The organism is Aeromonas sp. CD, from assembly GCF_033349375.1.
GTDB lineage: Bacteria > Pseudomonadota > Gammaproteobacteria > Enterobacterales > Aeromonadaceae > Aeromonas > Aeromonas hydrophila.
Genome location: NZ_CP137631.1, coordinates 3,088,417 through 3,114,421 on the forward strand (window position 1 = coordinate 3,088,417; position 26,005 = coordinate 3,114,421).

Annotated in this window: 28 protein-coding genes; 16 read left to right on the forward strand and 12 right to left on the reverse strand. The window is 59.9% G+C overall.

Annotated features, from left to right (window positions below; translation table 11 throughout):
- Window positions 1–42: 42 nt before the first annotated feature.
- A complete protein-coding gene (locus R2E40_RS14210) occupies window positions 43–774 on the reverse strand; it encodes a transporter substrate-binding domain-containing protein (RefSeq protein WP_318163672.1) in 732 nt (243 codons plus the stop codon).
- A 113-nt stretch (window positions 775–887) separates the two neighbouring features.
- On the opposite strand from R2E40_RS14210, the gene R2E40_RS14215 reads away from it, so the two are divergent.
- The 4 genes from R2E40_RS14215 (at window position 888) to R2E40_RS14230 (ending at window position 4,614) form a co-directional block, all read left to right on the forward strand.
- The gene (locus tag R2E40_RS14215; protein ID WP_005302630.1) at window positions 888–1,244 is read left to right on the forward strand and encodes a DMT family protein; all 357 of its coding nucleotides are present in this window, start codon (window positions 888–890) and stop codon (window positions 1,242–1,244) included.
- A gap of 60 nt (window positions 1,245–1,304) precedes the next feature.
- Window positions 1,305–2,444, forward strand: a complete 1,140-nt coding sequence (gene tapW, locus R2E40_RS14220) for a type IVa pilus ATPase TapW (protein WP_318163673.1) — start codon at window positions 1,305–1,307, stop codon at window positions 2,442–2,444.
- A gap of 283 nt (window positions 2,445–2,727) precedes the next feature.
- Window positions 2,728–3,999 (forward strand): glucose-1-phosphate adenylyltransferase, encoded by a 1,272-nt coding sequence (gene glgC, locus R2E40_RS14225; protein ID WP_024946380.1) that lies wholly within the window; start codon window positions 2,728–2,730, stop codon window positions 3,997–3,999.
- Between the two features lie 135 nt (window positions 4,000–4,134).
- Window positions 4,135–4,614, forward strand: coding sequence for a WbuC family cupin fold metalloprotein (locus R2E40_RS14230; RefSeq protein WP_167385334.1), 480 nt, complete (start codon window positions 4,135–4,137; stop codon window positions 4,612–4,614).
- A 115-nt stretch (window positions 4,615–4,729) separates the two neighbouring features.
- Here the strand turns inward: R2E40_RS14230 and R2E40_RS14235 are convergent, their stop codons facing one another.
- From R2E40_RS14235 to R2E40_RS14245, 3 genes are read right to left on the reverse strand one after another with little or no spacing between them, the layout of a single operon-like run.
- Window positions 4,730–4,972 (reverse strand): FeoC-like transcriptional regulator, encoded by a 243-nt coding sequence (locus tag R2E40_RS14235; RefSeq protein ID WP_011706553.1) that lies wholly within the window; start codon window positions 4,970–4,972, stop codon window positions 4,730–4,732.
- Window positions 4,969–7,242 (reverse strand): Fe(2+) transporter permease subunit FeoB, encoded by a 2,274-nt coding sequence (gene feoB, locus R2E40_RS14240; RefSeq protein WP_318163674.1) that lies wholly within the window; start codon window positions 7,240–7,242, stop codon window positions 4,969–4,971. Before feoB ends, R2E40_RS14235 begins: the two co-directional genes overlap by 4 nt.
- Before the next feature lie 55 nt (window positions 7,243–7,297).
- Window positions 7,298–7,525, reverse strand: a complete 228-nt coding sequence (locus tag R2E40_RS14245; RefSeq protein WP_005302641.1) for a FeoA family protein — start codon at window positions 7,523–7,525, stop codon at window positions 7,298–7,300.
- A gap of 119 nt (window positions 7,526–7,644) precedes the next feature.
- Between R2E40_RS14245 and R2E40_RS14250 the strand changes: the two genes are divergently transcribed.
- The 7 genes from R2E40_RS14250 (at window position 7,645) to R2E40_RS14280 (ending at window position 13,091) form a co-directional block, all read left to right on the forward strand.
- The gene (locus R2E40_RS14250; RefSeq protein WP_042067821.1) at window positions 7,645–7,974 is read left to right on the forward strand and encodes a translation initiation factor; all 330 of its coding nucleotides are present in this window, start codon (window positions 7,645–7,647) and stop codon (window positions 7,972–7,974) included.
- 256 nt (window positions 7,975–8,230) lie between these two features.
- Complete coding sequence (locus R2E40_RS14255) at window positions 8,231–8,788, forward strand: TMEM165/GDT1 family protein (RefSeq protein WP_010633534.1); 558 nt, start codon at window positions 8,231–8,233, stop codon at window positions 8,786–8,788.
- A 202-nt stretch (window positions 8,789–8,990) separates the two neighbouring features.
- A complete protein-coding gene (locus R2E40_RS14260) occupies window positions 8,991–9,929 on the forward strand; it encodes a DUF2157 domain-containing protein (RefSeq protein ID WP_318163675.1) in 939 nt (312 codons plus the stop codon).
- Window positions 9,922–10,929, forward strand: coding sequence for a DUF4401 domain-containing protein (locus R2E40_RS14265; protein WP_318163676.1), 1,008 nt, complete (start codon window positions 9,922–9,924; stop codon window positions 10,927–10,929). Before R2E40_RS14260 ends, R2E40_RS14265 begins: the two co-directional genes overlap by 8 nt.
- Window positions 10,926–11,423 (forward strand): GDYXXLXY domain-containing protein, encoded by a 498-nt coding sequence (locus R2E40_RS14270; RefSeq protein WP_318163677.1) that lies wholly within the window; start codon window positions 10,926–10,928, stop codon window positions 11,421–11,423. Before R2E40_RS14265 ends, R2E40_RS14270 begins: the two co-directional genes overlap by 4 nt.
- A gap of 73 nt (window positions 11,424–11,496) precedes the next feature.
- Window positions 11,497–12,243: a substrate-binding periplasmic protein gene (locus R2E40_RS14275; protein WP_318163678.1), complete on the forward strand. Its 747-nt coding sequence runs from the start codon at window positions 11,497–11,499 to the stop codon at window positions 12,241–12,243.
- Between the two features lie 101 nt (window positions 12,244–12,344).
- The gene (locus tag R2E40_RS14280) at window positions 12,345–13,091 is read left to right on the forward strand and encodes a substrate-binding periplasmic protein (RefSeq protein WP_011706560.1); all 747 of its coding nucleotides are present in this window, start codon (window positions 12,345–12,347) and stop codon (window positions 13,089–13,091) included.
- A gap of 61 nt (window positions 13,092–13,152) precedes the next feature.
- On the opposite strand, the gene R2E40_RS14285 is transcribed toward R2E40_RS14280, so the two are convergent.
- From R2E40_RS14285 to R2E40_RS14295, 3 genes are all read right to left on the reverse strand, one after another.
- Complete coding sequence (locus R2E40_RS14285) at window positions 13,153–14,166, reverse strand: sensor domain-containing diguanylate cyclase (protein WP_318163679.1); 1,014 nt, start codon at window positions 14,164–14,166, stop codon at window positions 13,153–13,155.
- A gap of 331 nt (window positions 14,167–14,497) precedes the next feature.
- Complete coding sequence (locus R2E40_RS14290) at window positions 14,498–14,635, reverse strand: hypothetical protein (RefSeq protein WP_318163680.1); 138 nt, start codon at window positions 14,633–14,635, stop codon at window positions 14,498–14,500.
- Between the two features lie 209 nt (window positions 14,636–14,844).
- On the reverse strand, window positions 14,845–15,027 hold the full coding sequence (locus R2E40_RS14295) for a hypothetical protein (RefSeq protein ID WP_236659815.1): 183 nt from the start codon (window positions 15,025–15,027) through the stop codon (window positions 14,845–14,847).
- Window positions 15,028–16,124: 1,097 nt separating this feature from the next.
- On the opposite strand from R2E40_RS14295, the gene R2E40_RS14300 reads away from it, so the two are divergent.
- Both R2E40_RS14300 and R2E40_RS14305 read left to right on the forward strand, forming a co-directional pair.
- Window positions 16,125–17,342: an SIR2 family protein gene (locus R2E40_RS14300; RefSeq protein ID WP_318163681.1), complete on the forward strand. Its 1,218-nt coding sequence runs from the start codon at window positions 16,125–16,127 to the stop codon at window positions 17,340–17,342.
- A complete protein-coding gene (locus R2E40_RS14305; protein WP_318163682.1) occupies window positions 17,339–19,117 on the forward strand; it encodes an ATP-binding protein in 1,779 nt (592 codons plus the stop codon). The genes R2E40_RS14300 and R2E40_RS14305 overlap by 4 nt, the downstream gene beginning before the upstream one ends.
- 193 nt (window positions 19,118–19,310) lie before the next feature.
- On the opposite strand, the gene cysS is transcribed toward R2E40_RS14305, so the two are convergent.
- Complete coding sequence (gene cysS / locus R2E40_RS14310; protein WP_318163683.1) at window positions 19,311–20,687, reverse strand: cysteine--tRNA ligase; 1,377 nt, start codon at window positions 20,685–20,687, stop codon at window positions 19,311–19,313.
- Window positions 20,688–20,877: 190 nt separating this feature from the next.
- On the opposite strand from cysS, the gene R2E40_RS14315 reads away from it, so the two are divergent.
- From R2E40_RS14315 to lpxH, 3 genes are read left to right on the forward strand one after another with little or no spacing between them, the layout of a single operon-like run.
- Window positions 20,878–21,375 (forward strand): peptidylprolyl isomerase, encoded by a 498-nt coding sequence (locus R2E40_RS14315; RefSeq protein WP_318163684.1) that lies wholly within the window; start codon window positions 20,878–20,880, stop codon window positions 21,373–21,375.
- Window positions 21,365–22,084, forward strand: a complete 720-nt coding sequence (locus R2E40_RS14320; RefSeq protein ID WP_318163685.1) for a DUF4269 domain-containing protein — start codon at window positions 21,365–21,367, stop codon at window positions 22,082–22,084. The genes R2E40_RS14315 and R2E40_RS14320 overlap by 11 nt, the downstream gene beginning before the upstream one ends.
- Entirely contained in the window at window positions 22,081–22,806 is a 726-nt protein-coding gene (gene lpxH, locus R2E40_RS14325; protein ID WP_042052026.1) for a UDP-2,3-diacylglucosamine diphosphatase, read from the forward strand. The genes R2E40_RS14320 and lpxH overlap by 4 nt, the downstream gene beginning before the upstream one ends.
- 87 nt (window positions 22,807–22,893) lie before the next feature.
- On the opposite strand, the gene nrfD is transcribed toward lpxH, so the two are convergent.
- The 4 genes from nrfD to R2E40_RS14345 all read right to left on the reverse strand — a co-directional run bounded on the left by nrfD (window position 22,894) and on the right by R2E40_RS14345 (window position 25,951).
- On the reverse strand, window positions 22,894–23,847 hold the full coding sequence (gene nrfD / locus R2E40_RS14330) for a cytochrome c nitrite reductase subunit NrfD (RefSeq protein WP_318163686.1): 954 nt from the start codon (window positions 23,845–23,847) through the stop codon (window positions 22,894–22,896).
- A gap of 48 nt (window positions 23,848–23,895) precedes the next feature.
- The gene (locus tag R2E40_RS14335) at window positions 23,896–24,564 is read right to left on the reverse strand and encodes a 4Fe-4S dicluster domain-containing protein (RefSeq protein WP_318163687.1); all 669 of its coding nucleotides are present in this window, start codon (window positions 24,562–24,564) and stop codon (window positions 23,896–23,898) included.
- The gene (nrfB, locus tag R2E40_RS14340; protein ID WP_318163688.1) at window positions 24,561–25,190 is read right to left on the reverse strand and encodes a cytochrome c nitrite reductase pentaheme subunit; all 630 of its coding nucleotides are present in this window, start codon (window positions 25,188–25,190) and stop codon (window positions 24,561–24,563) included. Before nrfB ends, R2E40_RS14335 begins: the two co-directional genes overlap by 4 nt.
- Before the next feature lie 149 nt (window positions 25,191–25,339).
- Complete coding sequence (locus R2E40_RS14345) at window positions 25,340–25,951, reverse strand: c-type cytochrome (RefSeq protein WP_318163689.1); 612 nt, start codon at window positions 25,949–25,951, stop codon at window positions 25,340–25,342.
- Window positions 25,952–26,005 lie beyond the last annotated feature (54 nt).

The window sequence follows — 26,005 nt, forward strand, 5'->3', positions numbered from 1 at the left end:
AGTCATGAAAAACGCATGATAACAGCGTGTTACTACCCAAGGTCAAGGCTGGTAAGGCTTGGCGAGGGCGGCGATCTCGCCGCTTGCCACCAGCTCCTGCAGGGCCAGTGCCAGCGGTTGCTGCAGCGCCTGATGGGGGGAGTGCTTGCTCATGCCCAGATAGAGCACCACAGGTTGCGGCGGCTGATAGGCCGCCTTCAGCAGGCCGGCCTCGTTGTCCTGGCTCAGGGCGTAGTCCACCTGGCAGTCGGTGCCGATCATCAGCGGCAGGTGACCGCGCTGCACCATGCGCAGCAGCTGATCCTCGGTGGGCACCCCGTGCTTGTCGAGCCGGTTGTCGGCATCAAAGGGGGCAAAATAGGCCGAATTGAGCACATAGCCCACCTTCTTCCCCTGCAGGTCGGCGTAGGTGCGCAGGGTCGATACCGCCGCCGCCTTGCCGTAGAAGGCCGGCCGACACTGATAGTAGGCCGGCTGCAGATAATCGATGAAGGCTGCCCGCTCCGCCGTCATCGCCAAGCCGATCATCAGGTCCACCTGGCCGGTCTGCATCTGCTTGAGCGCCCGCCCCCAGGGCACCCGTTTCACCTCGAAGTGGATGCCGCTGCGGCGCTGCAACTGCTGCAAGATGTCCATGTCCAGTCCGCCGAAGCGGCCGTCCGGCTGCACGATCCGAAACGGCGGCCAGACATCGGTGGCCACCGTCAGGGTCGGCGCCCCATGCACCAGGCAGGCAAACAGCAGACCAAGCACACCCCAGCTTGTCTTGCCCATCCCGTACAACCCTCTGTGACTTCATCCTTGATGGATTAAAAATACCCTGCCGCCCCACTTATGAAAACCCGTGGTTCGGAGATAAAATGCGATTGATTTTAAAGGAGAACCTAATGAACCCTATCTTTACCAGCATCGGCCTGCTGCTGTGCAGCAACGTCTTCATGACCTTCGCCTGGTATGCCCACCTCAAGAGCATGAATCACAAACCCTGGATCATCGCCGCCCTGGTGAGCTGGGGCATAGCGCTGTTCGAATATCTGTTGCAGGTGCCTGCCAACCGCATCGGCCACACCGTGCTCTCCGTCGGCCAGCTCAAGATCCTGCAGGAGGTGATCACCCTCACCGTGTTCGTCCCCTTCTCCATCTTCTATCTGAAAGAGGATCTGAAATGGGATTACCTGTGGGCCGGCCTGTGCATCCTGGGCGCGGTGTTTTTTGTCTTTCGCGAGAAACTCACCGGCGCCTGACGCTGTACACTCAATGACATTCGATGTAATTGCATCTGCTTGATAGACGAGGCAAAACCAATGGAATTGCGAGACATGCTACAGATCCTGGCCAAGCAGGATGGCTCCGACCTCTATCTGTCGACCGGCGCCCCCCCTTGCGCCAAGTTCAACGGCGGCCTGCGTCCGCTCAGTGAAACGCCGCTCGAGCCCGGCGAGGTGGCCAGAATAGCCGACGCCATCATGGACGGCGAGCAAAAGCAGCAGTTCGAGCGGGAGCTGGAGATGAACCTCGCCATCTCGCTGCCCCAGATCGGCCGCTTTCGGATCAACATCTTCAAGCAGCGCAACGAAGTGTCGCTGGTGGCGCGCAACATCAAGACCGAGATCCCCCGCTTCGAGGATCTGAAACTGCCCCCCGTACTGCTCGACACCATCATGGAAAAGCGCGGCCTGGTGCTGTTCGTCGGCGGTACCGGCTCGGGCAAGTCCACCTCGCTCGCGGCCCTCATCGACCACCGCAACCGCAACAGCGGCGGCCACATCATCACCATCGAGGATCCGGTGGAGTTCGTGCATCGCCACCGCAAGAGCATCATCAACCAGCGCGAGGTGGGGGTGGACACCCGCAGCTTCCACGCAGCCCTGAAGAACACCCTGCGCCAGGCGCCGGACGTGATCCTCATCGGCGAGATTCGCGATCGCGAGACCATGGAGCATGCGCTGGCCTTCTCCGAAACCGGCCACCTGGCCATCTCCACCCTGCACGCCAACAACGCCAACCAGGCGCTGGATCGCATCATCAACTTCTTCCCGGAAGAGCGCCGCCCCCAGCTGCTCAACGACCTTGGCAACAACCTCAAGGCGTTTGTCTCCCAGCGGCTGGTCAAAACCAGCGACGGTGGTCGCCGGGCAGCGGTGGAGATCATGCTGGGCACCCACACCATTCGCGACATGATCAAACGCGGCGAATTTGGCGGCCTCAAGGAGGTGATGGAGAAATCCAAGGCCCTCGGCATGGTCACCTTCGACAGCGCCCTGTTCGATCTGGTGGTGGAAGGCGCGATCGACGAGGAGGAGGCGGTGAAGAACGCCGACTCGGCCAACAACCTGCGCCTCAAGATCAAGCTGTGGAAGGAGAAGGGCCAGATCGCGAGCAGCAGCGATGCCACCGGCTGGAGCCTCGAGCCCACCAAGGACGAAAAAGACGATCTGTTCTGACCTCGCCCGCCCTCTGAAGGCTCCTGCAAACACCCGCTTCGGCGGGTGTTTGCACAAGAAACGCCCGCATCTGGCCGCTCTTCAACGCCACCGCCCTCCCCGCCAGCCCGGCCCCGCCGTGACATCTGGTGAACTATCGCGCCATCTGCGACAGATTTTGTCATCACAAATGACAAAACCATCACTTCACCGCAAAACCGTGTGAGAAGTGTGAGTGAAAGCACTTTCATACTGGCTTCAAAGGAGGCAGTATCAAGAAGTTCTATCAATAAAGGGGTATTCAATGTTGTTACAACCTGCCAATACAGCACAGTCCAGACAGTTGCTGAACGAGACCATGGCCTTGGTTCTCGCAGGAGGGCGGGGCAGTCGCCTCAAACAGTTGACGGACAACAGGGCGAAACCGGCAGTGCATTTCGGCGGCAAGTTCCGCATCATCGACTTCGTACTCTCCAACTGCATCAACTCCGGCATTCGCCGGGTCGGGGTGGTGACCCAATACAAATCCCACAGCCTGCTGCGCCACCTGCAGTCCGGCTGGTCTTTTCTGCGCTACCAGATGAACGAGTTCATCGACCTGCTGCCCGCCCAGCAACGGGTAGACGAGGTCAACTGGTATCGCGGCACCGCCGATGCGGTCTACCAGAATCTGGACATCATTCGCGATCACGGCCCCAAGTATGTGGTGGTGCTGGCGGGGGATCACATCTACAAGATGGATTACGCCGCCATGCTGCTCGATCATGTCAACATGGGGGCCAGGGTCACGGTGGCCTGCATCGAGGTGCCGCGGGATGAGGCGAGCGCCTTCGGGGTGATGGCGGTGGATGGGGATCGCAAGATCAACGCCTTCGTCGAGAAGCCCGCCAACCCGCCCGCCATGCCGGGTAAAGCGGACACCGCGCTGGCCTCCATGGGGGTCTACATCTTCGAGGCCGACTACCTCTACCAGTTGCTGGAAGAGGATCTCGCCAACCCGGCCTCCCACCACGATTTCGGCATGGACGTGATCCCGCGGGTGGTGCAAGAGGGCACCGCCTACGCCCACCCGTTCAGCATGTCCTGCGTCGGCTGCTGCCCGCAAAAGCGCCCCTACTGGCGCGACGTGGGCACGGTGGATTCGTTCTGGGAAGCCAACATGGATCTCGCCTCCGTCACCCCGGAGCTCGACATCTACGATCAGGACTGGCCCATCTGGACCAGCCAGAACATGACCCCGCCCGCCAAGTTCGTGCAGGACAGAAACGGCCAGCACGGCATGACCATCAACTCCATGTTTGCCGGCGGCACCATCGTCAGCGGCTCCTTCATCGTGAGCTCGGTGCTGTTTACCAATGTGCGGGTCGACTCCTTCTGCACCCTGGATCAGGCGGTGATCTTCCCCGGGGTCGAGATAGGCCCGGGCTGCCGGCTGCGCCGGGTGGTGATCGACAAGGGCTGCAAGCTGCCGGAAGGGCTGGTGGTGGGGGAAAACGCCTGCGAGGATGCCCGCCGCTTCTACCGCTCCGAACAGGGCATAGTGCTGGTCACCAAGGAGATGCTGGCCAGATTGTGATGCCGAACAATCATAGCAGAGGGAGTCATAGAGGCTCCCTTTTTACATTTGCTTACCGCTCACCCCTTGCCTGACAGGCCGCCGGGCATGCTACTCTGCGCTCGGCCCTGCCTTCGTCTCACCATGGAATCGCATATGAAAAAACTGGATGTTGCCCGCCTTGCCAGCCTCGCCGACGAGGCCGCCCACTCCCCGCGCCTGCGCATGAACCACAACCTGCATCAGGAGCTGGCCGACCCCATCCAGCGCCTGGCCATCGCCATGGAGCCGGGCACCTATATCCGCCCCCATCGCCACCTGCAGACCTGGGAGCTGCTCACCGCGCTGCAAGGCCGCTTCGTGGTGCTCAACTTCGATGACGAGGGCACCGTCACTGCCCGCGCAGTGCTGGGGGAAGAGACCTCGGTGCTGGAGACCCCCGTCGCCAGCTGGCACGCGGTGCTCTCTCTGGATCCCGGCGCCGTCATCTTCGAGGTGAAACACGGCCCCTACGCCCCCTTTCGGGAAGAGGACTTCGCCCCCTGGTCACCGGCGGTGGACGACGTCGCCGGCCAGCAGGCGCTGATGGCCTGGTATCGCCACGCCGAGGTGGGCCAGCGCTGGCCGGGGCGCTGATCTGCCCCCCCCCCTCCTACCCGAACACGGCGAACACGGCGAACACGCGCCAATAAAAAGACCCGCCAGCGGCAGGTCTTTTTTTATATCTGAATGCGGGGTATCGGGCGTGAGCTCAACCCTTCTGCACCAGACCAATCTGGCCCGGCTCGCACCACTCGAACATCACCTCCTGGCTCTTGCCGCAGCAGGAGCCACCGCACACCTGGGTCTCCCGCTTGGCGACCCGCCCCTTGCGCATCCAGACGCCGAGCATGGCCTCCACCGCATCTTCCGAGGTGTGGAAGTGGCGGGCCAGCTCGCGCCGGCTCACCTTCTGCTGCGCGGCGAGGTACTCCCCCAGCTCGCGCAGGATCATAGGGTCACCACCTTGCGGGCGACGATGTCGCCGTGGCGACGACCGGCCCACCAGAGCAGCAGCAGGGAGCCGCCGTAGCTCGCCACCCAGAACAGGCTCTGCTCGGGGTGCGCGGCAAAGGTGGCCAGCTGATAGAAGACGGTGGCGCACATGAAGGCCATGTAGTTGCACCAGGCGGCGGTCAGCAGGGCCCACTGGCGACCGGTTTCCCGCACCAGGGCGCCCATGGCGGCGGCGCAGGGCATGTAGAGCAGCACGAACAACAGGTAGGAGAAGGCACCGGCCGCGCCATCGAAGTGGCTCTGCATGTTGCCATAGGTGGAGACGTCCACCTCCTGCGCCTCGGCGGCAGCTTGCTGGTCATCCAGGTTGCCCACTGCCAGCCCCATGGGGTCGGTCGGGTCGATGTCGGCCAGATTGGTGGCGACCGCGGCGATCGCCTCCTGGAAACTGTTCACCAGGGAGAACTCGCTCGCCTCCTCTTCCCCGTCGCCGCTGCCGGCGTAGAGGCTGTTGAGGGTACCGACCACCGCCTCTTTGGCGAAGATGCCGGTGACGATGCCGACCGTGGCCTGCCAGTTGTCATCGCGCACGCCGATGGGGTGCAGCACCGGGGTCACCGCCTGGCTGATTTTGCTCAGCACCGAGCTCTCCTGATCCTGGTGGCCGAAGCTGCCGTCGGTACCCAAGGAGTTGAGCACGCTCAGCACGGCGACCACCAGAACTATGGTTTTACCGGCGCCAAAGACGAAGGATTTGAGCTTCTGCCAGGTCTTGATGCCGACGTTGACCGGGCGCGGCCACTCGTAGTCCGGCATCTCCATCAGCATGGAGTCGCTCTTGCCCGGCAGCAGGGTGCTGCGCAGCAACAGGCCGGTGAGCACCGCCACCAGGATGCCGATGAGGTAGAGACCGAACACCAGGTTCTGGCCCGACTCGGGGAAGAAGGCCACCGCGAACAGGGCGTAGACCGGCAGGCGGGCACCGCACGACATGAAGGGAGCCATGGCCGAGGTCATCAGCCGTTCACGCTCGGAGTTGAGGGTGCGGGTCGCCATCACCGAGGGCACGGTGCAGCCAAAGCCCATCAGCATGGGGACGAACGCCTTGCCCGGCAGGCCGAGGCGACGCATCAGGGCATCCACCACAAAAGCCGCGCGGGCCAGGTAGCCGGAGCTCTCCAGTACCGCCAGGAACAGGTAGAGGCAGCCGATCACCGGGATGAAGGTGGCAACGGTCTGCAAGCCCACCCCAAAGCCGTCCGCCAGGATGGCCCCCAGCCAGTCCGGCGCATGGACGAGCCCCAGCAGGTGGTGCACCCCGTCGACAAACAGGGCGCCGCCCATGATGTCGAAGAAGTCGATGAAGGCGCTGCCCACCTTGATGGCGAACATGAACATCAGGTACATCACCAGCAGGAAGAAGGGGATGCCGAACCAGCGGTTGAGCAGCACCCGATCGAGCCGCTCGCTCTGGGCCGCAGTGAGCTTGCCCTTCTGCTGGCACGCCTGGGCGGCCCACTGGTGGATGTGGCCGTAACGGATGTCCGCCAGCTGCAGGTCCACATCCTGCCCGTGGTGAGCGCGGGCCACCACGTTGGCGGCGGCGGCCTGCTGACCGGGCAGCAGGGTCTCCTGCATCACCGCATCCTCTTCCAGCAGGCGCAGGGCGCGGCCACGGGTGGTGAGGTGGTGCGGGGCGAGCAGGGTCTCGAGCTCCGCCAGATCTTTTTCCAGCTCGCTACCGTAGTCCAGCAACAGCGCCGGCTGCGGCTGGCCGATGAACTGCTGGATCTGGTTCTTGAAGGTGGCGACCTGCTGGCGATTGTGGGCCGAGAGGGCCACCACCGGGCAGCCGAGGGTGTTGGCGAACTTGCGCTCGTCGATGGTGATGCGCCGCTTTTGCAGGATGTCCATCTTGTTGAGCACCACCACCATGGGCAGCCCCAGCTCGCGCAGTTGCAGCGTGAGGTAGAGGGAGCGCTCCAGGTTGGCGGCGTCGATGACGTTGAGCAGCAGATCCGGCTGCTGGCCCTCCACGAAGCGGCTGGCGATCTGCTCGTCCAGGCTCCCCTCCTGGTTGGCCAGGCTGTAGATGCCGGGCAGGTCCATCAGTTTGTAGTCGTGGCCCTGGGCACTGAATTCGCCCATCTTCTTGTCGACGGTGACGCCGCTCCAGTTGCCCACCTGCTGGCGGGCCCCGGTCAGGGCGTTGAACAGGGAGGTCTTGCCGCTATTGGGGTTGCCGACGGTTACCAGGGAGTAGTTCATACCGGTTCAACCTCGATAGTGCTTTGACCAAGACGATTGTTTTGTGAGGTGTATTTCATACCGGCTCGACCTCGATTTGCTGGGCAAGGCTTTTTTGCATGGAGAGGCAGATCCCCTGACACTGGATCTGCAGCGGATCCCCGAGCGGGGCCGCGCGCAAATAGATGACTTCAGTCTGGGGCAACAAGCCCATCACCATCAGCTTGCGCCGCAGGGGACGGGTTAATTGATTCATGTTCTTGATGCGAGCACTCTGTCCCGGTGACAACTGCGCGAGTACCATGACTGACTCCTGAAGTTAAACAATAATAATTCTCTTTTACTTGGGGCATTATAATCCGTGTTTTCAACGCTTATTTGAGTAAAATCAAACTCCGCTTAGCTAACCCACAAATAACTGCCATGAGTCACGACAACAACAGCCGCCTGGTTTACAGCACGGACGGCGGCATCATCAAAGAACAGAGCCAGCCGCAATCCGCCTCCCCCTTCCCCACCGACGGGGTGGTGCGCATCCGCCGCGAAACCAAGGGGCGCAAGGGCGCCGGGGTCATCACCATCCACGGCGTACCGACCGAACAGCAAAAGAGCCTCGCCACCCTGCTCAAGAAAAAGTGCGGCACCGGCGGCGGCCTGAAAGAGGGAGTGATCGAGATCCAGGGGGACAAACGGGATCTGATCAAGGCCGAGCTCGAGAAGGCCGGTTTCAGCGTCAAGCTGGTAGGCGGCTGATCCCCGCGCCGCCCGGCTTGCGTCACTTTCGCTTTTTCCCTAGAATGCCCGCTCCCATCGAGGGGGAGTAGTCTCGCCAGCCGGTCCCAAACCGGTTCGCGACCCTGATCAACATACTTGGTGCCAACTCACCATGGTCAGGGTGATCCACGCCAGCCGCGGATTTGACAAGACCTTTGACGGGCCAGTGCCAATACCGGGGACGGATGGCGCAGGCTTGTCTCAGGTATAACAATTCCGTCCCCCGGTCATTTTTATGGAAGCCTTGTTAACCTCAACCCTCAGCGTGGCCATCGCCGAAATCGGCGACAAGACCCAGCTGCTGGCGCTGTTGCTCATCTGTCGTTTTCGCAAGCCCTGGCCCATCATCGCCGGCATGCTGGCAGCTACCCTGCTCAACCACGCCGGCGCAGCCTGGCTTGGCGAGTTCATCAGCCGCTGGCTCGATCCCAAGGTGATGACCTACCTGGTGGCCGGTGCCTTCATTGCCATGGCCGCCTGGATCCTGGTGCCGGACAAGATGGACGACGAGGAGAGCCCGCTCGACAAATACGGCCCCTTCATGGCCACCTTCGTGCTGTTCTTCATCGCCGAGATCGGCGACAAGACCCAGATCGCCACCGTGCTGCTGGCGGCCAAATACGACTCGCTGACCCAGGTTATCACCGGCACCACCCTCGGCATGATGCTGGCCAACGTGCCGGTGGTGCTGCTTGGCAAGCTGGGGGCCGACCGCCTGCCGCTCAAGGGGATCCGCATCGCCTGCGCCATCCTGTTCGTGGGCCTCGGGGTGAGCACCCTGCTGTTCGCCTGACCCGGCCGGATCAGAAGGTGGCGAGGCAAGGGTGAGCACTTGCCGACGCCACTCCCGCGCCCATGTCGTGTCCTTGCAAGCAAGCCCCGCCCTTTGGCGGGGCTTTGTGCATCCGCTTGCCGGGCCGGTAGCGCCCGCAGACGGGGGCTGCCAATCGGCGCCATGGCCGTGGCATAATGCGGCAAACCTGATGGAGCATCCCATGCACTTCACTTCAAGACAGACGCTGCTCGACTGGGTCAGGCGTGGACGCCTCGCGCGGGCCAGTCTGCCCGCCGCCCTCGCCCTGTGCGAGCTGCCCCCCGGCCCTGCCCGCTGGCAGTGGCTGTTCGATCGGCTGCTGCTCTGGCTTGGCAGCCTGTGCCTCGGCGCCGGTCTGGTGTTCTTCGTCGCCTTCAACTGGCAGGAGCTGGGCCGCCTCTCGCGCCTCGCACTGCTGGAACCGCCGCTGCTCGCCATGCTGCTGTTGCTGTGGCGCAAGCCCCTCGCCGACACGCCCCGCCAGGCGCTGCTGCTCGCCATCGCCCTCAACATCGGCGCCCTGCTGGCGCTGGTGGGACAGACCTACCAGACCGGCGCCGATCCCTGGCAGCTGTTCGCCACCTGGGCGCTGATGCTGCTGCCGCTGGCGGCGCTCGGCCAGAGCCCGCTGCTGTGGACCTTGAGCTGGCTGCTTGGCCAGCTGGCGCTGGTGCTCTACTGGCGGCTCGGCCTGTTCAACTTCTTCTTCGCCTTCAACGAGGAGGCCCTCGGCTGGTGCCTGACCCTGTTCAACGCCGCCCTCTGGGGCATATTGCTGCTGGTGCCCGCTCACTACCGGCTGATGCCCTCCTGGCTGGCGGGGCTGGCCGCCGGGTTCGGCGTCACCCTGCTGACCCTGCTGGCGCTGTTCGATGTCGCCTCCCCCTGGGTCTGGCCGGCCTGGCTCGGCTGGCTGGCGGCCGCCTACCTGCGCTGGCATCATAGATTCATCGCCGGGCTCGCCATGGGCTGCCTGAGCCTCATCGTGGTGCTGCTGACCGCGCTCGGCAAATGGATGGAGCCGGACGTGGATGGCTTCCTGCTGCTCTGCCTCATCGCCATCGGCCTGTCGGTGGCGGCCAGCCGCTGGCTGCAACAACAACGGAGGCCCCATGAGTGATCTGACCCCCTGGCAGCGACTGCAACAGGCCCAACTGGTGGAAGGAGATGCCCCCCGTGACGACCAGCCCCACTGGTCGAGCCGCTTTCTGCTCGGCATGGTGGGCTGGATTGCCGCCCTGTTCCTGCTGTTCTTCCTGTTCATGTCGTTCTCCCAGCTCACCCGGGATGCCGACAGCGCCCTGCTGATGGGCATCGTGCTGATGGTCATCGCCTTTTGCCTCAACCGCTTCGCCACCCGCAGCGATCTGTGGGATCAGTTCGTGCTGGCGCTGGCGCTGGCCGGTGACGCCTGGCTGCTCTACGGCCTGCTCGATCGGCTGGATCTGCACTCGGCCCCGCTCTGGTTCGGCCTCGCCCTGCTGTCGCTGGCCATCGCCGCCCTGTTCGAGCACTGGCTGATCCGGCTGTTCCACAGCTTCGCCGCCGCCATCCTGCTCACCCTTGCCCTCGCCTGCCTCGGCCTGCAACTGCTGGCCCTGCCGCTGGTGATGACGGCGGTGGCCCTCTGCTGGCTGCAGGCCGAGCACGATCCACTGCGCCATCAACTCTATGAATCCCTCACCCTGGGGCTGGCACTCTCCCTGCTGGTGCTGGGACGCCTGCACCATCCGCTGTGGGACGGCGGCGCCAGCATGCTCGACGAGCTGGGCCACTCCCGCCTGCCGCTCTGGCTCAACCCGCTGCTCTGCGCCGCCCTGTTGCTGGGGCTGATGGTCCGGCTGAAACTGCCGCTGCTGTACGGGCTGCCGCTGGTGCTGATCAGTGCCCTCATCCCCGGCATGGGGGCCGGCGCCCTGGTGCTGGTGCTCGGCTTTTATGCCGGCAGCGTCGGCCTGATGACCCTGGCCGGCCTGCTGCTGGTCGGCTTCGGCTCCCTTTATTACTACGATCTGGGGCTGACCCTGATGACCAAATCCTGGCTGCTGCTGGGCTCGGGCGCCCTGCTGCTCGGCGCCCGCCAGCTGCTCAAACGGCTGAGCCTGCGGAGCCCCTCATGAGACGACTCGCCCTGCTGCTGACCGGTATCACCATCCTGGCGGCCATCAACGTCACCGTCTGGCGCTACGAGCGCGCCATGAGCAGCGGCGAGGTGGTGCTGCTGCGCCTCGCCCCGGTCGACCCCCGCTCCCTGATGCAGGGGGATTACATGCGCCTCAACTACGAGCTGGCCCGCCAGCTCGGCAACCGGCAACAAGATGAGGCCCCCGCCGACACTCTGGTGATCCGCCTCGACGAGCAGCAGGTTGCCAGCTGGGTGGAAGGGGGCAAGCCGGATCAGCTGGCCCGCGATGAGCGGCGGCTGCAGGTGCGCCGCAGCGGTGGCCAGTGGCTCATCGGCCCCGACGCCTACTTCTTCGAAGAGGGCACCGGCGAGCAGTACGAGGCGGCGCACTACGGCGAATTTCGCCTGCAGGAGAGCGGCAAGGCGCTCTTGGTGGGGCTTCGCGATGAACAGTTGAAACCGGTGGGAAATACCAGAGCGCGCTGGTAACTACTGGCAATATCAGGCTTTTTTGCCCACACTAGGGCAAGATGGATCGCCCGCGCTACGCCAAGGAATGCCCATGAGGATAAGGTTTTGCGGTTGCCTGCTGCTGTTGTCATGCCTTGGCACGGCGCAGGCCGAACTCGGCAAGCTGGAGTACCTGACCGAGGAGTATCCCCCCTACAACTTTGCCGACCAGGCCGGTCAGCCCAGCGGGCTGGCGGTGGAGCTGCTGCAACTGATCTGGCAGCGTACCCAGACCCCCGCCCAGCCCATTCGCATCCTGCCCTGGGCGCGGGGTTACTACCTGCTGACCCAGAAACCCAACGTGGTGCTCTTCTCCACCGCCCGCACCGACACCCGCGATCCCCTGTTCAAGTGGGTGTGCCCCATCGGTTACTCCGAGTACGTGCTGCTGGCCCACAAGCGCCGCCCCCTCACCCTCAGCGCCGTCCAGCAGATCAACGACTACCGCATCAGCGCCGTGCGCGCCGATGCCTCCGAACAGCTGCTGCTCAACCGCGGCATGGACGAGAGCCGCATCATCTCCGCCAACCGGCTGAGCCAGGCGCTGAAGATGCTGGTGTCGGGCCGCGCCGATCTGCTGGCCACCGGCAAGCTGGCGGGCTATGACGCCATCAAGGCGCTGCAGCTCGATGCCAATGACTTCACGGTGGCCTTCGTGCTGGATGCCGAGGAGCTCTGCTACGCCTTCAGTCGCCAGGTGGATGACGGCGTCATCAAGCAGTTCCAGCGCGCCCTCACCCAGGCGCTCGCCTCTTCGGAGTATCAGGGGCTGCGGCTCAAATACCTGCCCGCCCCCTGAGCAAGACCCGGTAGCTCTCGCCGCCAGTGCGCGGTGAGTGGCGATTTGGCGGGCTTTGATAACACTTGAGAATGACGCTACACCCCACCAGGATGGCCAACATGAAAAAATGGATTGGATTCGCCGCACTCGCGTTTGTCACCCTCGCCCAGGCCAGCCCGGAGCTTGGCAAGCTGCACTACCTCACCGAAGAGTACAAACCCTACAACTTCTCCAACGAATCCGGCGCCCCCACCGGGCTCGCCGTCGAGCTGCTGCAGCAGGTTTGGCAGAAGACCAACACCCCGCAGCAGCCCATCACCATCATGCCCTGGGCACGGGGTTACTACTTGCTGACCCAGAAACCCAACGTGGTGCTCTTCTCCACCGCCCGCACCGAGGCGCGGGATCCGCTGTTCAAGTGGGCCTGCCCCATCGGCTATGCCGAGATCGTGCTGATGGGGCTGGCCAAGAGCCCGGTCAACATCGCCAAGCTGGAGGATGCCGAAAAGTACAACATAGGGGCGGTGCGGGCCGACGTGGGGGAGCAGCTGCTGCTCAACAACGGCTTTGACGAGCAGAAGATCATGACCGCCAACCGCCTGCCCCAGGCGCTCAAGATGCTCACCTCGGGCCGGGTCGATCTCATCTCCACCAACAAGACCACCATGCTGGATCTGATCGCCTCCCAGCAGCTGGATCCCGCCCAGTTCAAGGTATTCTGGATGCTGAGCTCGGAGCAGTTCTGCTTCGCCTTCAGCCACCCGGTGAGCGACGAGCTGGTCAAGGAGTTCCAGAGCGGCCTGACCCAGGTGCTGGCCAGCAGCGAGTTCCAGCAGATCCAGGCCAAGTACTTCCCCGCCCGCTGAGGGGCGGCATGAAAAAGGGGCCCGCCGGGGCCCCTTTTGCTTGTCTGTCTCGCCTGCGCGGTCAGCTCGGCCGACGGCGCTGGCGCTTGACCTCATACATGCAGGCATCGGCCAGCCTCAGCGCCTCGTCCACCGTGCTGCTGGCAGGATCGATGGCCACCACCCCCACGCTGGCGCCGGGGTAGTGCAGCAGGCCGGCGGGCACCTCGAGCTGCACCAGGCTCGCCTCGAACAACCTGCGCTGAAAGCCCTGCACCGCCGCCTCCCGCGTCTCCTCGCCACACTGCGGCCCCATTCCCACCGCCACGAACTCGTCGCCCCCCACTCGCGCCAGCAGATCGCTGCCGCGCAGCACGGTTGACAGCGCCGCAGCCACCCGCTGCAGCAGCAGGTCGCCGGTGTCGTGGCCGTGGGTATCGTTGATGGCCTTGAAGCCGTCGAGATCGATAAAGCCGAGCAGCAGCGGATGATCGACCAGCTCCGCCAGTGAAAACAGACGGTTGAGCTCGTGCATCAGCGCCCGTCGATTGGGCAGCCCGGTCAGCGGGTCGCTTAGCGCCTGGCGCGACAGCTCGTGGTTGGCCTGTTGCAACTGCTGCAGCAGCTGTTCGCGCTCTACCTGTTCGGCGATGAGCCGGGCAAAGAAGGCGAGCAGGTGATCCGAGCCCGCCGTCAGCGGCTTGTGTTCGGCACTGGCGGCGCACAGGGTGCCATAGAGGGAGCCCGAAGGGGTGCGTACCGGGCAACTCAGGTAGGTGCGAATGCCAAGGGCCCGCGCCGCCTGGGAATCCCCCCAGCAGCTCGCCACATCCTCGGTGTAGAAACGCCCCTCGTCGAGGGCCCGCCGGCAGAGGGTATCGTCCCAAGCCACCGAGGCCCCTTCGGGGATCTGCAGGTCGGCGGCGTTGCGGGCAAAGCGGATATGTTGGGTGTCGTGACCAAGGTCGATTTCGGTCAGATAGGTGGATTCAAGCCCGGTGACCGTCTCGAGCATCTCCAGCAGCGGACGGGTCAGGCTCTCCAGATCCCGCGCCCCGGTCACTTGCAGCGACAACGCCTGCAATATTCTGTCCATGCACACCTCCCTGCTTGCATGTCTATTCCTGAAACGATAGCCAACCCCGGGGGCCCTTCACAAGCCGCGCGCCCCCGCCGTGGCACAATTTTTGCGGTTTTGGCGGCCTTTGTCGTCGAACGACCCTTGATTGTCCGGCAACGCGCTCCGTTTGCAGCCAACGCGAAGTCAGCCCGCTCTGAGCCATGGTGACCGCCCCTATTGAGGGCAGTGGCGCCTGTCGTGGACGTTATTGGCTGCGGCGGCTTGGCTGTGAATGCCGTCGAGGGCTGGCCCATGCTGGCTCCTGGCGCTCATCGCCTTTGTCGGTGGCGCTGTCCCGCTCTGCTCATCACTGCGCCCGGCGCTCTGCTTGTCTGCTGATCAGCCAGACATGGCGCTCATCTTCCATCACACCCCGACTGCGGGTCAACCGCCGGTTGCCACTTTGCAGCAAAGGAGAAAAACCATTTAATTCTGATAGTTGCATCACTAATTTCATGGATTTGGATGGCCCCGCCGAGGCGGGTTCCGTAAGATGACCATCGGCCCCTGTTGGCCCCGAGTATTCATGGATGGTCAAGAGCGCAAGGTGGCGGCGACAGTCAGGGGCGGCAGCGTCTTTGGCAGATAGCGCGCGGACTGTGAGCCCGCCGCCCTGTTTGGCACAACGCCAAATACGGCTCGGCGCTCTCCGGGTTATTTGACCCGCATCAGGCGATGGCGGATGTCACCCAGCTCGACCTGGATCACCTGGGAGCGCTGCATGGCATCGACCCGCTGCAGCATGTCGGCACTGTACTGCTTGCGCCGCATCCACTGCATGGGCTCCTCGAAGCTGCCTTCGTTGACGATAAAGGTATCCGTGTAGGTGTCGTTCACTATGCTAACCACCCAGATGCGCTGCTGAAACTCCGAGAGTTCGGCAAAGAGCGCGGCACCACGGGTTGCGAGCCAGCGCCCTGCCCGAGTGATCCTGTTTTTACTGCCAACGAGCGGGTTTGCCATAAGTGATAAGGGTTGGATAAAGGACGGTTGGGCATCCTAGCATTCCAGAGGATGGCGCACCAAGCAGCGGGAGGGTCGCCTCTCCCACCACGGGATGAGGCGCAGGGTGCAATAAGCCTGTAGGGTCGATTAGCAAAGCGTAATCGTCCGCGGTAACCGTCCCCTCTCCCCCTGCGGGAGACTGGTAGGGTGCCAATAAGCGGAGCACATTGCACCGGAGAACGATCCCCTCTCCCCTTGCGGGAGACAAGTAGGGTGCCAATAAGCGAAGCGCATTGCACCGGGGAACGATCCCCTCTCCCCCTGCGGGAGACAGGTAGGGTGCCAATAAGCGAAGCGCATTGCACCGGGGTAAATGCTCCCCTCTCCCCCTGCGGGAGAGGGCTAGGGTGAGGGGTTGCTCGCCTCTTGTGGCATGGCTTCGCCATGCAGGACACGAGGGCGCTGCCCTCGACAGGGTTTCGCCGCCGCTGCGCGGCTTGGCAAGTGACTTTTCTTTGCGTGGCCAAAGAAAAGTCACCAAAAGAAAGGCCACCCCCACTTGTTCGCCCTCCTGCGTCGGGTTCCCTCGGTTCACCCGTTTGTCGCACGGCACGCGCCGATGGGCTTTGACCTTCACCATCCCTGGCGTCGGTCAAAGTCCGCTGCGGACATCCTTGTCCTTGCGCCAAACCGGGGCGAGCGTTGCTCGTCCAATTCCGATTTGGCCCCTGGCCCCGCGGCGCTCGCTCGGCGTCCTGCCTCGCGGCCTGGACAAACGGGCCCACCTCGGCGAACAACAGGGAGAAAAAACTGAATCCTTAACCCCGAGGCCAACCTAACAATTCTTACTTATTCGGGGAATGGTTTTGCATTGAGGGCACGACAATTAGCATTTAGCCAAGACCTAACGTTACTTCTCGAACGACCTATTACAAACTACTAACGCTTTAATAACTTATATTCCCTTGTTATTTTATTAGGATTTAAAAATGCCTGACCAATTCAACGTTAAAGATATATACGAGCAGAATTTAAACTTCCTAATTGGCGCTGGAGCATCACATGGTTTTCTACCAACTTTAGCTTTAGAAATTAAAGATGAAAATGGTCAAAAACATACATTTGAAACATTAGCTAAAAAATTTGAAAGCAGTAATGAGATGAGAGCATTGCTTTTTATGCTGTATTATAAAGAGTGTATAAAACCTGGCTTGCCATATGTATACCCTAAGGGGGTTCCTGCACCACCTAAGACACCACAAAAAGAGAGCGTCATCAGTGAATATAAGCATTTCATCACAACATTGATTCATATCTTAAATAGACAAAAAAACTCCGCAAAAAAATCCAATATATTTACCACGAATTATGACAATTGCTTTGAAACTGCCAGTGAGGAGTTACTAGCTGAGCGTACAGCTCAGTTTTATGTCAATGATGGGAGTATAGGATTTCAAAAGAAAATTTTTCATACTCGGAATTTTAACAACCGCCTTGTCAATAAAGGTGTTTTTGAACGATACGATCAAATCCTTCCTCAAATAAATATCCTACATGCTCATGGATCCGTTCATTGGGAAAAAGGAGACCGAGATAGTGACATCGAGATTAATTATGGCATAAGCAATTACAGCATCACATTTAAAGAAGATGAAAATGAGATAATTTCCACCTTCAAAGCAATCCTATACGATGAAGCCAAAACAAATATTGATTTGCTCGACTTTGAGCTTGGTACGGATTTAACACCACTAAATATCAATGATTTTTGGCAAAGTTACAACAAAATCCCAATTGTTAATCCAACAAAATGGAAATTTCATGAGACCGTTTTTGAAGAGGCTTACTATCAAATTCTGCGCTATCTAAGTTATGAATTAGAGCGACCGAATTCAGTGCTAGTTACGTTTGGTTTCTCTTTTGCTGATGAGCATATACTTACCCTAGTTCAGCGTTCCTTGTCTAATCCATCTTTAACAATGTACGTGTCGTGTTTTAACAAGCCGGAATTAGAATGGATGAGGGATAAATTCAATGGATATCCAAATGTAAAGTTCATTTATTCAGATAGTGAACCACTTAGTTTTAGCCATTTTAATAAAACGGTTTTCACCCTAAGTAGACCAAAGGGAGAAAATGGTAAAGATACGAAGAAGCTACCTGCAGAAATGAGAGAGGAAGCTGAAGAGTTAGGTGATGAACTATGAGCATTGCTATCGGTGAAGTGATCTCAGTCAGGGGAACAAATATAATTGTCGAACTCTACGAGGAGTCCAATAAAGAAACTCTTTTCTATAATGGAGAAAAATTCAATGGCGTATCAATTCAGGAGTTTATATCAATCCGCAGAGGGTTCAAAGATATCGTTGCAAGAGTTCAAGGTGAATACCTTGATGAGAGAGTAAGGGATGAGGAAAACAATTGCTACATTCGTAAAATTGAGCTAGTACCTATTGGATATTTCCACTTCGATAATTTCCATGAAGGTATCAAACACTTGCCAATGATTCGTGATATTGCTTATCTAATGAATGATAGTCAGGTCAAATCACTCTTTGGCAAACCAGATGATAGATTTATTGTCGGTGAGACTCTTACTGAAGAAGTCCCTATATCACTTCCTTGGGCTAAGCTATTCAATACTCATATAGGCGTATTTGGAAATACTGGCAGCGGTAAATCAAACACACTAACAAATTTATACACAACACTATTTACAAACAAACTGAATAACTTCAAAGGAAAAAGTAACTTTGTTGTGATAGATTTTAATGGTGAGTATACAAATAAACAGCTGATTTCTGACATAAATTTCAAGGATGTATATCAATTAGACACTCGTACTGAAGATGGGAATAAGTTCCCCATAGTAAATGATGTATTTTGGGATGAAGAGATTTTTGGTATTTTATTTAAGGCAACCGAAAACACACAAAAGCCTTTCTTGAAGAGAATAGTTTCTGGAAGAAATAAATACATAGGGAACCATAATAGCCTATTCAAATATATTAATAAAACACTTGAGCGAGCATTAACAAGTACTGCCCCCAAAAAGGAGTTTGTAGATTTAATAAGTGAAATAGCAAAAATCATAGACTCAAAACCATTAAGCCAATTATCTGATCAAATGGCTTGGCAAGGAAAGGATGGTCCATTATATTTCCCGAATAAGCCCAAGCCAAATTACATTAATGGAGGAGAGCATGACCCTGCATACATTGCACATTGCAAGAACATCATTGACACTATAAATATTGGTCAACTTTCACCCTTTGATGAATTGAGATTAAGAGTCAATGTCCAACTTCTTTCTGACCTTGTCAGCGGTTATGTACAGTTTGATCATATTCAACCTCTATTAAAAAGGATGGAGGCATCTTTAACTGCTCTGACTAGAGTTTTTACCGTAGGTCAAGCTCTACCATCAGAAAAGTTATTGACTGTTATATCTCTCCGAAAGACAAACCAAGAAATAAAGAAAATACTACCTCTATTACTTGCAAAATATTATTATGAAGCACATAAACAAAAAGTGATAAATCAAACACCGCCTCACCATACTTTTCACATGATTATAGATGAAGCTCACAATATTCTTTCGACACAGTCAAATAGAGAAAATGAAACCTGGAAGGATTATCGACTGGAGTTATTTGAAGAAATCATTAAAGAAGGTAGGAAGTTTGGGTTTTTCATGACTTTGTCAAGCCAAAGACCTGCTGATATTTCACCTACGATCATGTCCCAACTACATAACTTTTTCATCCATCGCTTAGTGAATGATCGAGATCTAAAATTACTTGAGAATACGATTAGCTCACTCGATGATTTATCAAGGCAGATGATACCTAACCTAGCAAAAGGATGTGCTGTTATAACTGGAACATCCTTTGACATTCCAATGGTTGTTCAGTTCAACGAAATGGCTGAGGGTAATAGACCCGACAGCGATGATATTGATATTGAAACTCTCTGGGGGTAAGTACTTAGGTATTTATTCAGTTGTTGTTACATTAGATCCGACACCATTCCGTGGCATATTTTTGCAAAGGTTGTGGATGTTCGAAAAGAGGGAAGGCTATCTGCCCTCAGACAGGCCATAAAAAAAAACCGCAGCCCTTGGGCTGCGGTTTTTTTATTGGCTCAACCGGTTGGCGCGAGCAGCGCCACCGGCCTTAGGCACGGCGCCAGCTGGTTTTGCCGGCGCTGTCTTCCAGCACGATGCCCATCTCGGTGAGACGGTTGCGGGCGGCATCCGCCGCGGCCCAATTCTTGTCGGCACGGGCCTGATTGCGCTGGGCGATCAGTTGCTCGATTTCGGCAACCTCTTCATCCGCTTCGTCACCCTTCAAGAAAGCCTCGGGATCCTGTTGCAGGATGCCGAGCACGGCGCCGAGTTCCCGCAGACGGGCACCGAGGCCGGCGGCAACGGCCATGTCTTCACCCTTCTGGCGGTTGATCTCGCGCACCAGATCGAACAGGGCGGAGTAGGCTTCCGGGGTGTTGAAGTCATCGTCCATCGCTTCCTTGAAGCGCGCCACCTGCTCGTCGCCACCGGCAGCGGCAGCCGCCGGCAGATCGCGCAGGGCGGTGTACATGCGCTCCAGCGCGGCGCGGGCTTGCTTGAGGTTATCTTCCGAGTAGTTGAGCTGGCTGCGGTAGTGGCCAGACATCAGGAAGTAACGGACGGTTTCGGCGTCGTAGTGGGCCAAGACGTCGCGGATGGTGAAGAAGTTGCCAAGGGATTTGGACATCTTCTCTTTATCCACCATCACCATGCCGCTGTGCATCCAGGTGTTGACGTAGTCGCCACCGTGGGCGCAGCAGGACTGGGCAATTTCGTTCTCGTGGTGCGGGAACTGCAGATCGGAGCCACCGCCGTGGATGTCGAAGTGGTTGCCAAGGTGCTTGGAGTTCATGGCAGAGCACTCGATGTGCCAGCCAGGACGGCCCGGGCCCCAGGGGCTGTCCCAGGTCGGCTCGCCCGGCTTGGACATCTTCCACAGCACGAAGTCGAGCGGATTGCGCTTGGCATCCACCACGTCGACGCGAGCGCCGGCCTGCAGCTGCTCCAGATCCTGGCCGGAGAGCTTGCCGTAGTCGGCGTAGGAGTCGACGATGAACATCACATCACCGTTGTCCGCCACGTAGGCGTGATCTTTATCCAGCAGGGATTGCACCAGCTCGATGATCTCGCCGATGTGCTGGGTGGCGCGCGGCTCGACGTCCGGGCGCACCATGCCAAGGGCATCGAAGTCGGCGTGCATGTCGCCGATCAGGCGCTCGGTCAGATCGTCACAGGTGACGCCGGTCTCGGCGGCGCGCTTGATGATCTTGTCGTCCACGTCGGTGACGTTGCGCACGTAGTTGAGCTGATAGCCGCTGTAGCGCAGGTAACGGGCCACTACGTCGAAGGCGACGAAGGTGCGGCCGTGGCCGATATGACAGTGATCGTAGATAGTGACGCCACACACATACATGCCCACCTTGCCTGGGTGGATAGGTTTGAATTCTTCTTTTTGACGAGTGAGTGTGTTGTATATCTTCAGCATCTTATGACCACTGCCTGTGAGTAAAATGGCCTGCCATTCTACCCGCATCGCGCGTAGAAAACGAGGCAGAAAACGTGCCGGATCAGGCGCACCATCTATGCCGCAGGGCCCTGATGGGCTAGAATTGCCACCACTTTATGCCATACACCTGCGGGCACCTGGTCGCCCGCATCAAATGAAAGGACATATCATGGTCACTCTGCACACCAATCACGGCGACATCACCCTCACCCTGAACGCTGAAAAAGCCCCGGAAACCGTGGCCAACTTCCTGCAATACTGCCGTGACGGTCACTACGACAACACCATCTTCCACCGCGTCATCAACGGCTTCATGATCCAGGGCGGCGGCTATGCCCCGGGCTTCGAAGAGAAAGACACCCGCGCCCCCATCAAGAACGAAGCGGCCAACGGCCTGTCCAACAAGGTCGGCACCATCGCCATGGCCCGCACCATGGAGCCGCACTCTGCCAGCGCCCAGTTCTTCATCAACGTGAACAACAACGACTTCCTCGACTTCAAATCCGCCACCACCCAGGGCTTCGGCTACTGCGTATTCGGTGAAGTGACCGCCGGCATGGACGTGGTCAACAAGATCAAGGGCGTCAAGACCGGCAACTACGGCCGCATCCACCAGGACGTGCCGACCGAAGATGTCGTGATCACCAAGGTGACCCTTGCCGAGTGATCTCTGCCTTCTGCGAGATGAACTGACTGCGGCCCAGGCCGCAGTTTTTCCATCTGCGAAGGCCGACCCCATCGACTGGCGCCGTCTCGATTACCTGGCCCACGGCAACCCGCGCCAACGCTCGGCCCATGCCCTGCTCACGGCCGGGGTGTGGGATGCGCTGGCAGCGCAGTGCAGCGATCTGGCGCTGGTGAGCACGGTCACCATCGGGCTCGACCGGCCCGGCAGCGATCTCGACATCATCTGCCGCCACCCGGACCCGGCCGCGTTTGCCGAGTCGCTGGCCGCCCAAGGCTGGCAGGTTGCACAAAAGGATGCTGATATCTGGCTGGCCGAGCAGAGCGTCACCGGCGCCGATGGTCACCCTTGGCCCCTTGAGCTCTACCTCACCCCGGATCCCCTCGAGCGCCTCAACGGCTGGCGCCACCTCAGCCTGATGGCCGCCCTGCTTGAGCAGTTCGGCGCGGCGTTTTATCACCAAGTGCTGCGCCTGCGCCTCGAGGAAGGGCTCAAAGGGGAAGCGGCCATGTGCCACTTGCTGGGCCTTGCCGGCGACCCGTATGCCGCACTGCTCACCCTGGAGGGCGGCGAGCTTGCCCCACTGGCGTGGCAGCCGGAGGCGACGGGCCTCCACTTCACTTCTAATTTCACTGCTAGCTCCAATACCACTTCCAGCCACCTCAACAGGGCCCAGCGCACTTTCTCATGAGCACCCTTTTTATCAGCGACATTCACCTGTGTGCCCAGCGGCCCGACATGACCGCCGCCCTGGTGCGCTTTTTGGCGCACGACGCCCCCGGTGCCGATGCCCTCTACGTGTTGGGCGATCTGTTTGAATTCTGGATTGGCGACGACGATCCCAATCCCCTCCACGGCGAGGTAGCCGACGCCTTTGCGGCCCTGAGCCAGCAGGGGGTGCCCCTCTACTTCATTCACGGCAACCGCGACTTCTTGCTGGGTCAGGCCTTTGCCAAGCGCGCCGGCATGACATTGCTGGGGGATCCCTGCGTCATCGAGCTCTATGGCGAGCGGGTGGTGCTGAGCCACGGCGATCTGCTCTGCACCCTGGATGAGGGCTACCAGAAGTTTCGCCGCATCACCCAGCTCAAATGGCTGCGCTGGCTGTTCCTGCGCCTGCCGCTCGCGCGCCGCCAGGCCATCGCCCACAAGATGCGCGGCCAGAGTCAGATGGAAAATGCCCACAAGAGCCAGACCATCATGGACGTGACCCCGGCAGCGGTGGACCAGATGCTGCGCCAGCACGACTGCCGGATGATGATCCACGGCCACACCCACAGACCGGCCATCCACGACTTCCAACTCGACGGCGCGCCTGCCCGGCGCATCGTGCTGGGGGACTGGTTCGAGCAGGGCTCTGTGCTGATCTGCCGCCCCGGCGAGCAGCGCCTCGAGCAGCGCGCACTGATCTGAATTGGCCGGCTGGCGGCAATAAAAAAGGCGGGAAGATCCCGCCTTTTGTTTGCCTGCGATTTACTCTGCTCTTTGCCGGGACAACGGCTACATCACCGTCATCTGCCCCGCGTAGAGGATGAAGTAGCGCAGCAGCAATATCCCCACCAGGCTCAGGCTGCACATAAGCACCAACCGGGCCGGTTGATGGGCCTTGGCCGGACTGCCCACCAGCCCCAGCAACTGGGGCAGCAGGATCCCCAGCCCGATGACCCCGAACCAGAACACCTGGGACCAGAAGCCGCCGCCGATGGCCGCCCACATGGCCGCTTCCCGCTGGCCGCCACCAAAATAGAGGCCGGTGAAGAAGCAGAGCAGCAGGAACAGCTCGATGGCGACGATGGGCCGCTCGAAGCGGTGCACAAAGCTCACCCCGCGGCTGTGGCCATCCTCCCGAAACAGGGTGACCGCCAGCAAGATGGTGGAGGCCACCCCCGAGCTGATACCGGAGACCAGAAACAGCGCCGGCAGGATCGGGTTGTTGAGCATGGGGTAGGTCTTGAGGGCGGAGAGCAGAAAGCCGGTATAGGCCCCCAGCAGCACAGCCAGCAGCAACAGCAGTGGCGCCAGCAGCCGCTCGAGGCGTGCGAGCCAGCCAATCAGGCCGTCTACAAAAGCGAGCTTGTCGGCCAGCAGCCGTCGGCGCAGGGCCTCTATCTCGGCTCTGAACACCACCGCCAGCCAGGCGAACAGCACCGCCATGTAGACCTGAAACAGCATGACCCCCATCGACATCACGGAGTCGAACTGGTAGTGGAACATCAGCTTCCAGAAGGTCCAGGGGCGGGCCAGATGGAAGATGAGGATAAGCAGCCCCAACACGACGCTCACCGGCGCCAGAAGGGCGGTCGCCTTGATGATACCGCTCTCGCTGCCGGCTCCCTGCCGACGCAGCAGCACCGAGAGGATGGCCGAGCCTGCCGAGATGCCGAGCAGGAACAGGTAGATGGCGATGGGGCCATCCCACACCAGCGAGTCGAAGTGAAACGCATCATGCCACATGGTGCCTCCCTCCCGTCAGCCGGTCTGCGTCATACGGATGAGATGGGATCATGACTTCACCTCCCCTTTCGGCACCCGGTACATCTTGGGCGAGGTACCGAGGAACTGCTTGTAGCGATAGGTGGTCTCCTGCACCAGCCGCCGGCTGATGGGGCTGTTGGGATCGTCCAGATTGCCGAACACCAGCGCCTTGGTCGGGCAGGCTTCCACACAGGCCGGCTGCTTGCCCGCCGCCAGATTGGTCTTGCGGCAGAAGTCGCACTTGTCGGCAACCCGGGTGACCGGGTTGATGAAGCGCACCTGATAGGGGCAGGCAGCCAGGCAATAGCGACAGCCGACGCAGAGGTCAGGGTTGATGTCGACGATGCCATCCTCCGCCCGGATGTGGGAGGCGCCGGTCGGACAGACGTGCACGCAGGGGGCGTTGTCGCAGTGCTGGCAGGACTTGCGAAAGAAGCGGTACTCCTGCGCCGGATACTCCCCCACCGGGCCGCTGCGCAGGATCTGCAGGCGGGCCACCCCTGCCGGCACCTGGTTCACCTCGCGGCAGGCGTCCATGCAGGCGGTGCAGCCGATGCAGGCCGTCTCGTCGTGGATCATGCCGTAGCGCACACCCTTGATGGCCATGCTGTTGGCCAGGGCACGCGGGGTCCCCGTCAGCAGGATCAGGGCGCCGGCGCTCATGCCCACCATGAAGTCGCGGCGGGTCGTGCTCATGAACCCTCCTTGACGGCGCTGCCCAGATCGGCCTCGTGCTGCTTGCGGTGGCAGTCGACGCACAGCTTGATGCGCGACTTCTCGGGGATCCCCACCATGGGCTCCTTGGCCGGATGCAGCTGGTGACAGCTGGTACAGCTGACCCGGGTGGCGTGCACGTCGTGGGCCCAGAGAGCCTTGCGCAAATCATCCGGCTCATGGCAGCTCATGCAGACGCCGTTCTGCTGGCTCAGCGGGAAGGCGTCATTGCCAAAGCGCATCACATCGACCATGCCGCCGCGCTGTTTACGGTGATCGGCCGACGCATTGCCGTGGCAGTTGGTGCAGGTGACCTGCTCCCCCGTGTTGGGGTTGGTGACCTGGCCATGCTTGCCGTGCATCCCCTCCTCCCCGTCGTGGCACTTCTCGCACTTGGCGAAACGGGCCGCAGCCTTCTTGGCGGCGGCTTTCTTCTTTTCCGCCTTGGCCTGCCGTTCGGCCAGGGTGGGTTGCGCTGCCTGATCGGCACTGGATGTGGCACTCGGCGCAGCTGGCGTCGCATCCGCTGCCTGCGCGCGGGCCAGCGCCAGCTGACCCGCCCCCAGGGTGAGGGAGGCGAGCAGCAGCCACTTGATGATTTTTTTCATAGGAAACTCCGAAACGGTGGCACCCGCCGGGTGCCGTCTGCCCGCCTGGCAACAAAAAGGAGCTGGTGACAGCTCCTTTGACGGTCATGAACACGAGACCACACCCCGCCAGAAGCGGGGTGGCTGCGTCAACGGGAGGGGCAGCGACGTTACTGCTGGCTTGCGTAGTACTCGGCCAGCGCCTTGAGGTCGGCATCGCTCATGGCGATGATGGCCTTGTTCATCTTCTCGTCGTTGCTGCGCTTGCCGGCCTTGAACTCCTGCAGGGAGGTCAGCAGGTAGCCCTTGGGCTGGCCGGCGAGGATGGAGGCCTCGTCTTCAGCCACCGAGCCGCCTTCGGAGTGGCACTTCTTGCAGCCGGAGTCGTCGTGCAGTTTTTGCCCCGCCTTGGCCAGCGCCGCATCGAACGGCTGCTTCATCGGCTGGTAGGGCAGCTCGGCATAGTGCGCCGCCAACTCGTCGATCTGCTCGTCGCTAAGGCCCTTAACAATGTCGGTCATGTTCCCCTTCTTGCTGGTATCACCAGTGACATGATTAACGGTCTTGGCCGGCCGGCCGTCCAGGTAGGTGCGCATCTGCTCGGCAAGATTTGATTCTGCCAGCCCTGCAATAGTCGGAATATCGTTCTGGGTGCTGATCCCCTGATTTCCATGACATGAGTTACATGTATCCACCAATGAGTCCAGGTTGGCATGTGCGGTGCCAATAGAGCCCAAAAGCAACGACAGTCCCAGTATTTCCAGCTTCACACTGCGTTTCATTTCTTATCCCTCTTCCAGAAAAGGTCTATAAACCCCAGTAAAAACAGACATTTT

Coding starts and splice junctions, on each gene's coding strand:
- R2E40_RS14335 (WP_318163687.1), bottom strand. CDS start 24,564: ATGAGCACGACCCGCCGCGACTTCATGGTGGGCATGAGCGCCGGCGCC.
- R2E40_RS14255 (WP_010633534.1), top strand. CDS start 8,231: ATGGAAGCCTTGTTAACCTCAACCCTCAGCGTGGCCATCGCCGAAATC.
- cysS (WP_318163683.1), bottom strand. CDS start 20,687: ATGCTGAAGATATACAACACACTCACTCGTCAAAAAGAAGAATTCAAA.
- R2E40_RS14285 (WP_318163679.1), bottom strand. CDS start 14,166: ATGGACAGAATATTGCAGGCGTTGTCGCTGCAAGTGACCGGGGCGCGG.
- R2E40_RS14215 (WP_005302630.1), top strand. CDS start 888: ATGAACCCTATCTTTACCAGCATCGGCCTGCTGCTGTGCAGCAACGTC.
- R2E40_RS14235 (WP_011706553.1), bottom strand. CDS start 4,972: ATGATCCTGCGCGAGCTGGGGGAGTACCTCGCCGCGCAGCAGAAGGTG.
- R2E40_RS14250 (WP_042067821.1), top strand. CDS start 7,645: ATGAGTCACGACAACAACAGCCGCCTGGTTTACAGCACGGACGGCGGC.
- R2E40_RS14265 (WP_318163676.1), top strand. CDS start 9,922: ATGAGTGATCTGACCCCCTGGCAGCGACTGCAACAGGCCCAACTGGTG.
- feoB (WP_318163674.1), bottom strand. CDS start 7,242: ATGAACTACTCCCTGGTAACCGTCGGCAACCCCAATAGCGGCAAGACC.
- glgC (WP_024946380.1), top strand. CDS start 2,728: ATGTTGTTACAACCTGCCAATACAGCACAGTCCAGACAGTTGCTGAAC.
- nrfB (WP_318163688.1), bottom strand. CDS start 25,190: ATGAAAAAAATCATCAAGTGGCTGCTGCTCGCCTCCCTCACCCTGGGG.
- tapW (WP_318163673.1), top strand. CDS start 1,305: ATGGAATTGCGAGACATGCTACAGATCCTGGCCAAGCAGGATGGCTCC.
- R2E40_RS14305 (WP_318163682.1), top strand. CDS start 17,339: ATGAGCATTGCTATCGGTGAAGTGATCTCAGTCAGGGGAACAAATATA.
- R2E40_RS14300 (WP_318163681.1), top strand. CDS start 16,125: ATGCCTGACCAATTCAACGTTAAAGATATATACGAGCAGAATTTAAAC.
- R2E40_RS14345 (WP_318163689.1), bottom strand. CDS start 25,951: ATGAAACGCAGTGTGAAGCTGGAAATACTGGGACTGTCGTTGCTTTTG.
- R2E40_RS14275 (WP_318163678.1), top strand. CDS start 11,497: ATGAGGATAAGGTTTTGCGGTTGCCTGCTGCTGTTGTCATGCCTTGGC.
- R2E40_RS14290 (WP_318163680.1), bottom strand. CDS start 14,635: ATGCAACTATCAGAATTAAATGGTTTTTCTCCTTTGCTGCAAAGTGGC.
- nrfD (WP_318163686.1), bottom strand. CDS start 23,847: ATGTGGCATGATGCGTTTCACTTCGACTCGCTGGTGTGGGATGGCCCC.
- R2E40_RS14230 (WP_167385334.1), top strand. CDS start 4,135: ATGAAAAAACTGGATGTTGCCCGCCTTGCCAGCCTCGCCGACGAGGCC.
- lpxH (WP_042052026.1), top strand. CDS start 22,081: ATGAGCACCCTTTTTATCAGCGACATTCACCTGTGTGCCCAGCGGCCC.
- R2E40_RS14210 (WP_318163672.1), bottom strand. CDS start 774: ATGGGCAAGACAAGCTGGGGTGTGCTTGGTCTGCTGTTTGCCTGCCTG.
- R2E40_RS14260 (WP_318163675.1), top strand. CDS start 8,991: ATGCACTTCACTTCAAGACAGACGCTGCTCGACTGGGTCAGGCGTGGA.
- R2E40_RS14315 (WP_318163684.1), top strand. CDS start 20,878: ATGGTCACTCTGCACACCAATCACGGCGACATCACCCTCACCCTGAAC.
- R2E40_RS14270 (WP_318163677.1), top strand. CDS start 10,926: ATGAGACGACTCGCCCTGCTGCTGACCGGTATCACCATCCTGGCGGCC.
- R2E40_RS14280 (WP_011706560.1), top strand. CDS start 12,345: ATGAAAAAATGGATTGGATTCGCCGCACTCGCGTTTGTCACCCTCGCC.
- R2E40_RS14245 (WP_005302641.1), bottom strand. CDS start 7,525: ATGGTACTCGCGCAGTTGTCACCGGGACAGAGTGCTCGCATCAAGAAC.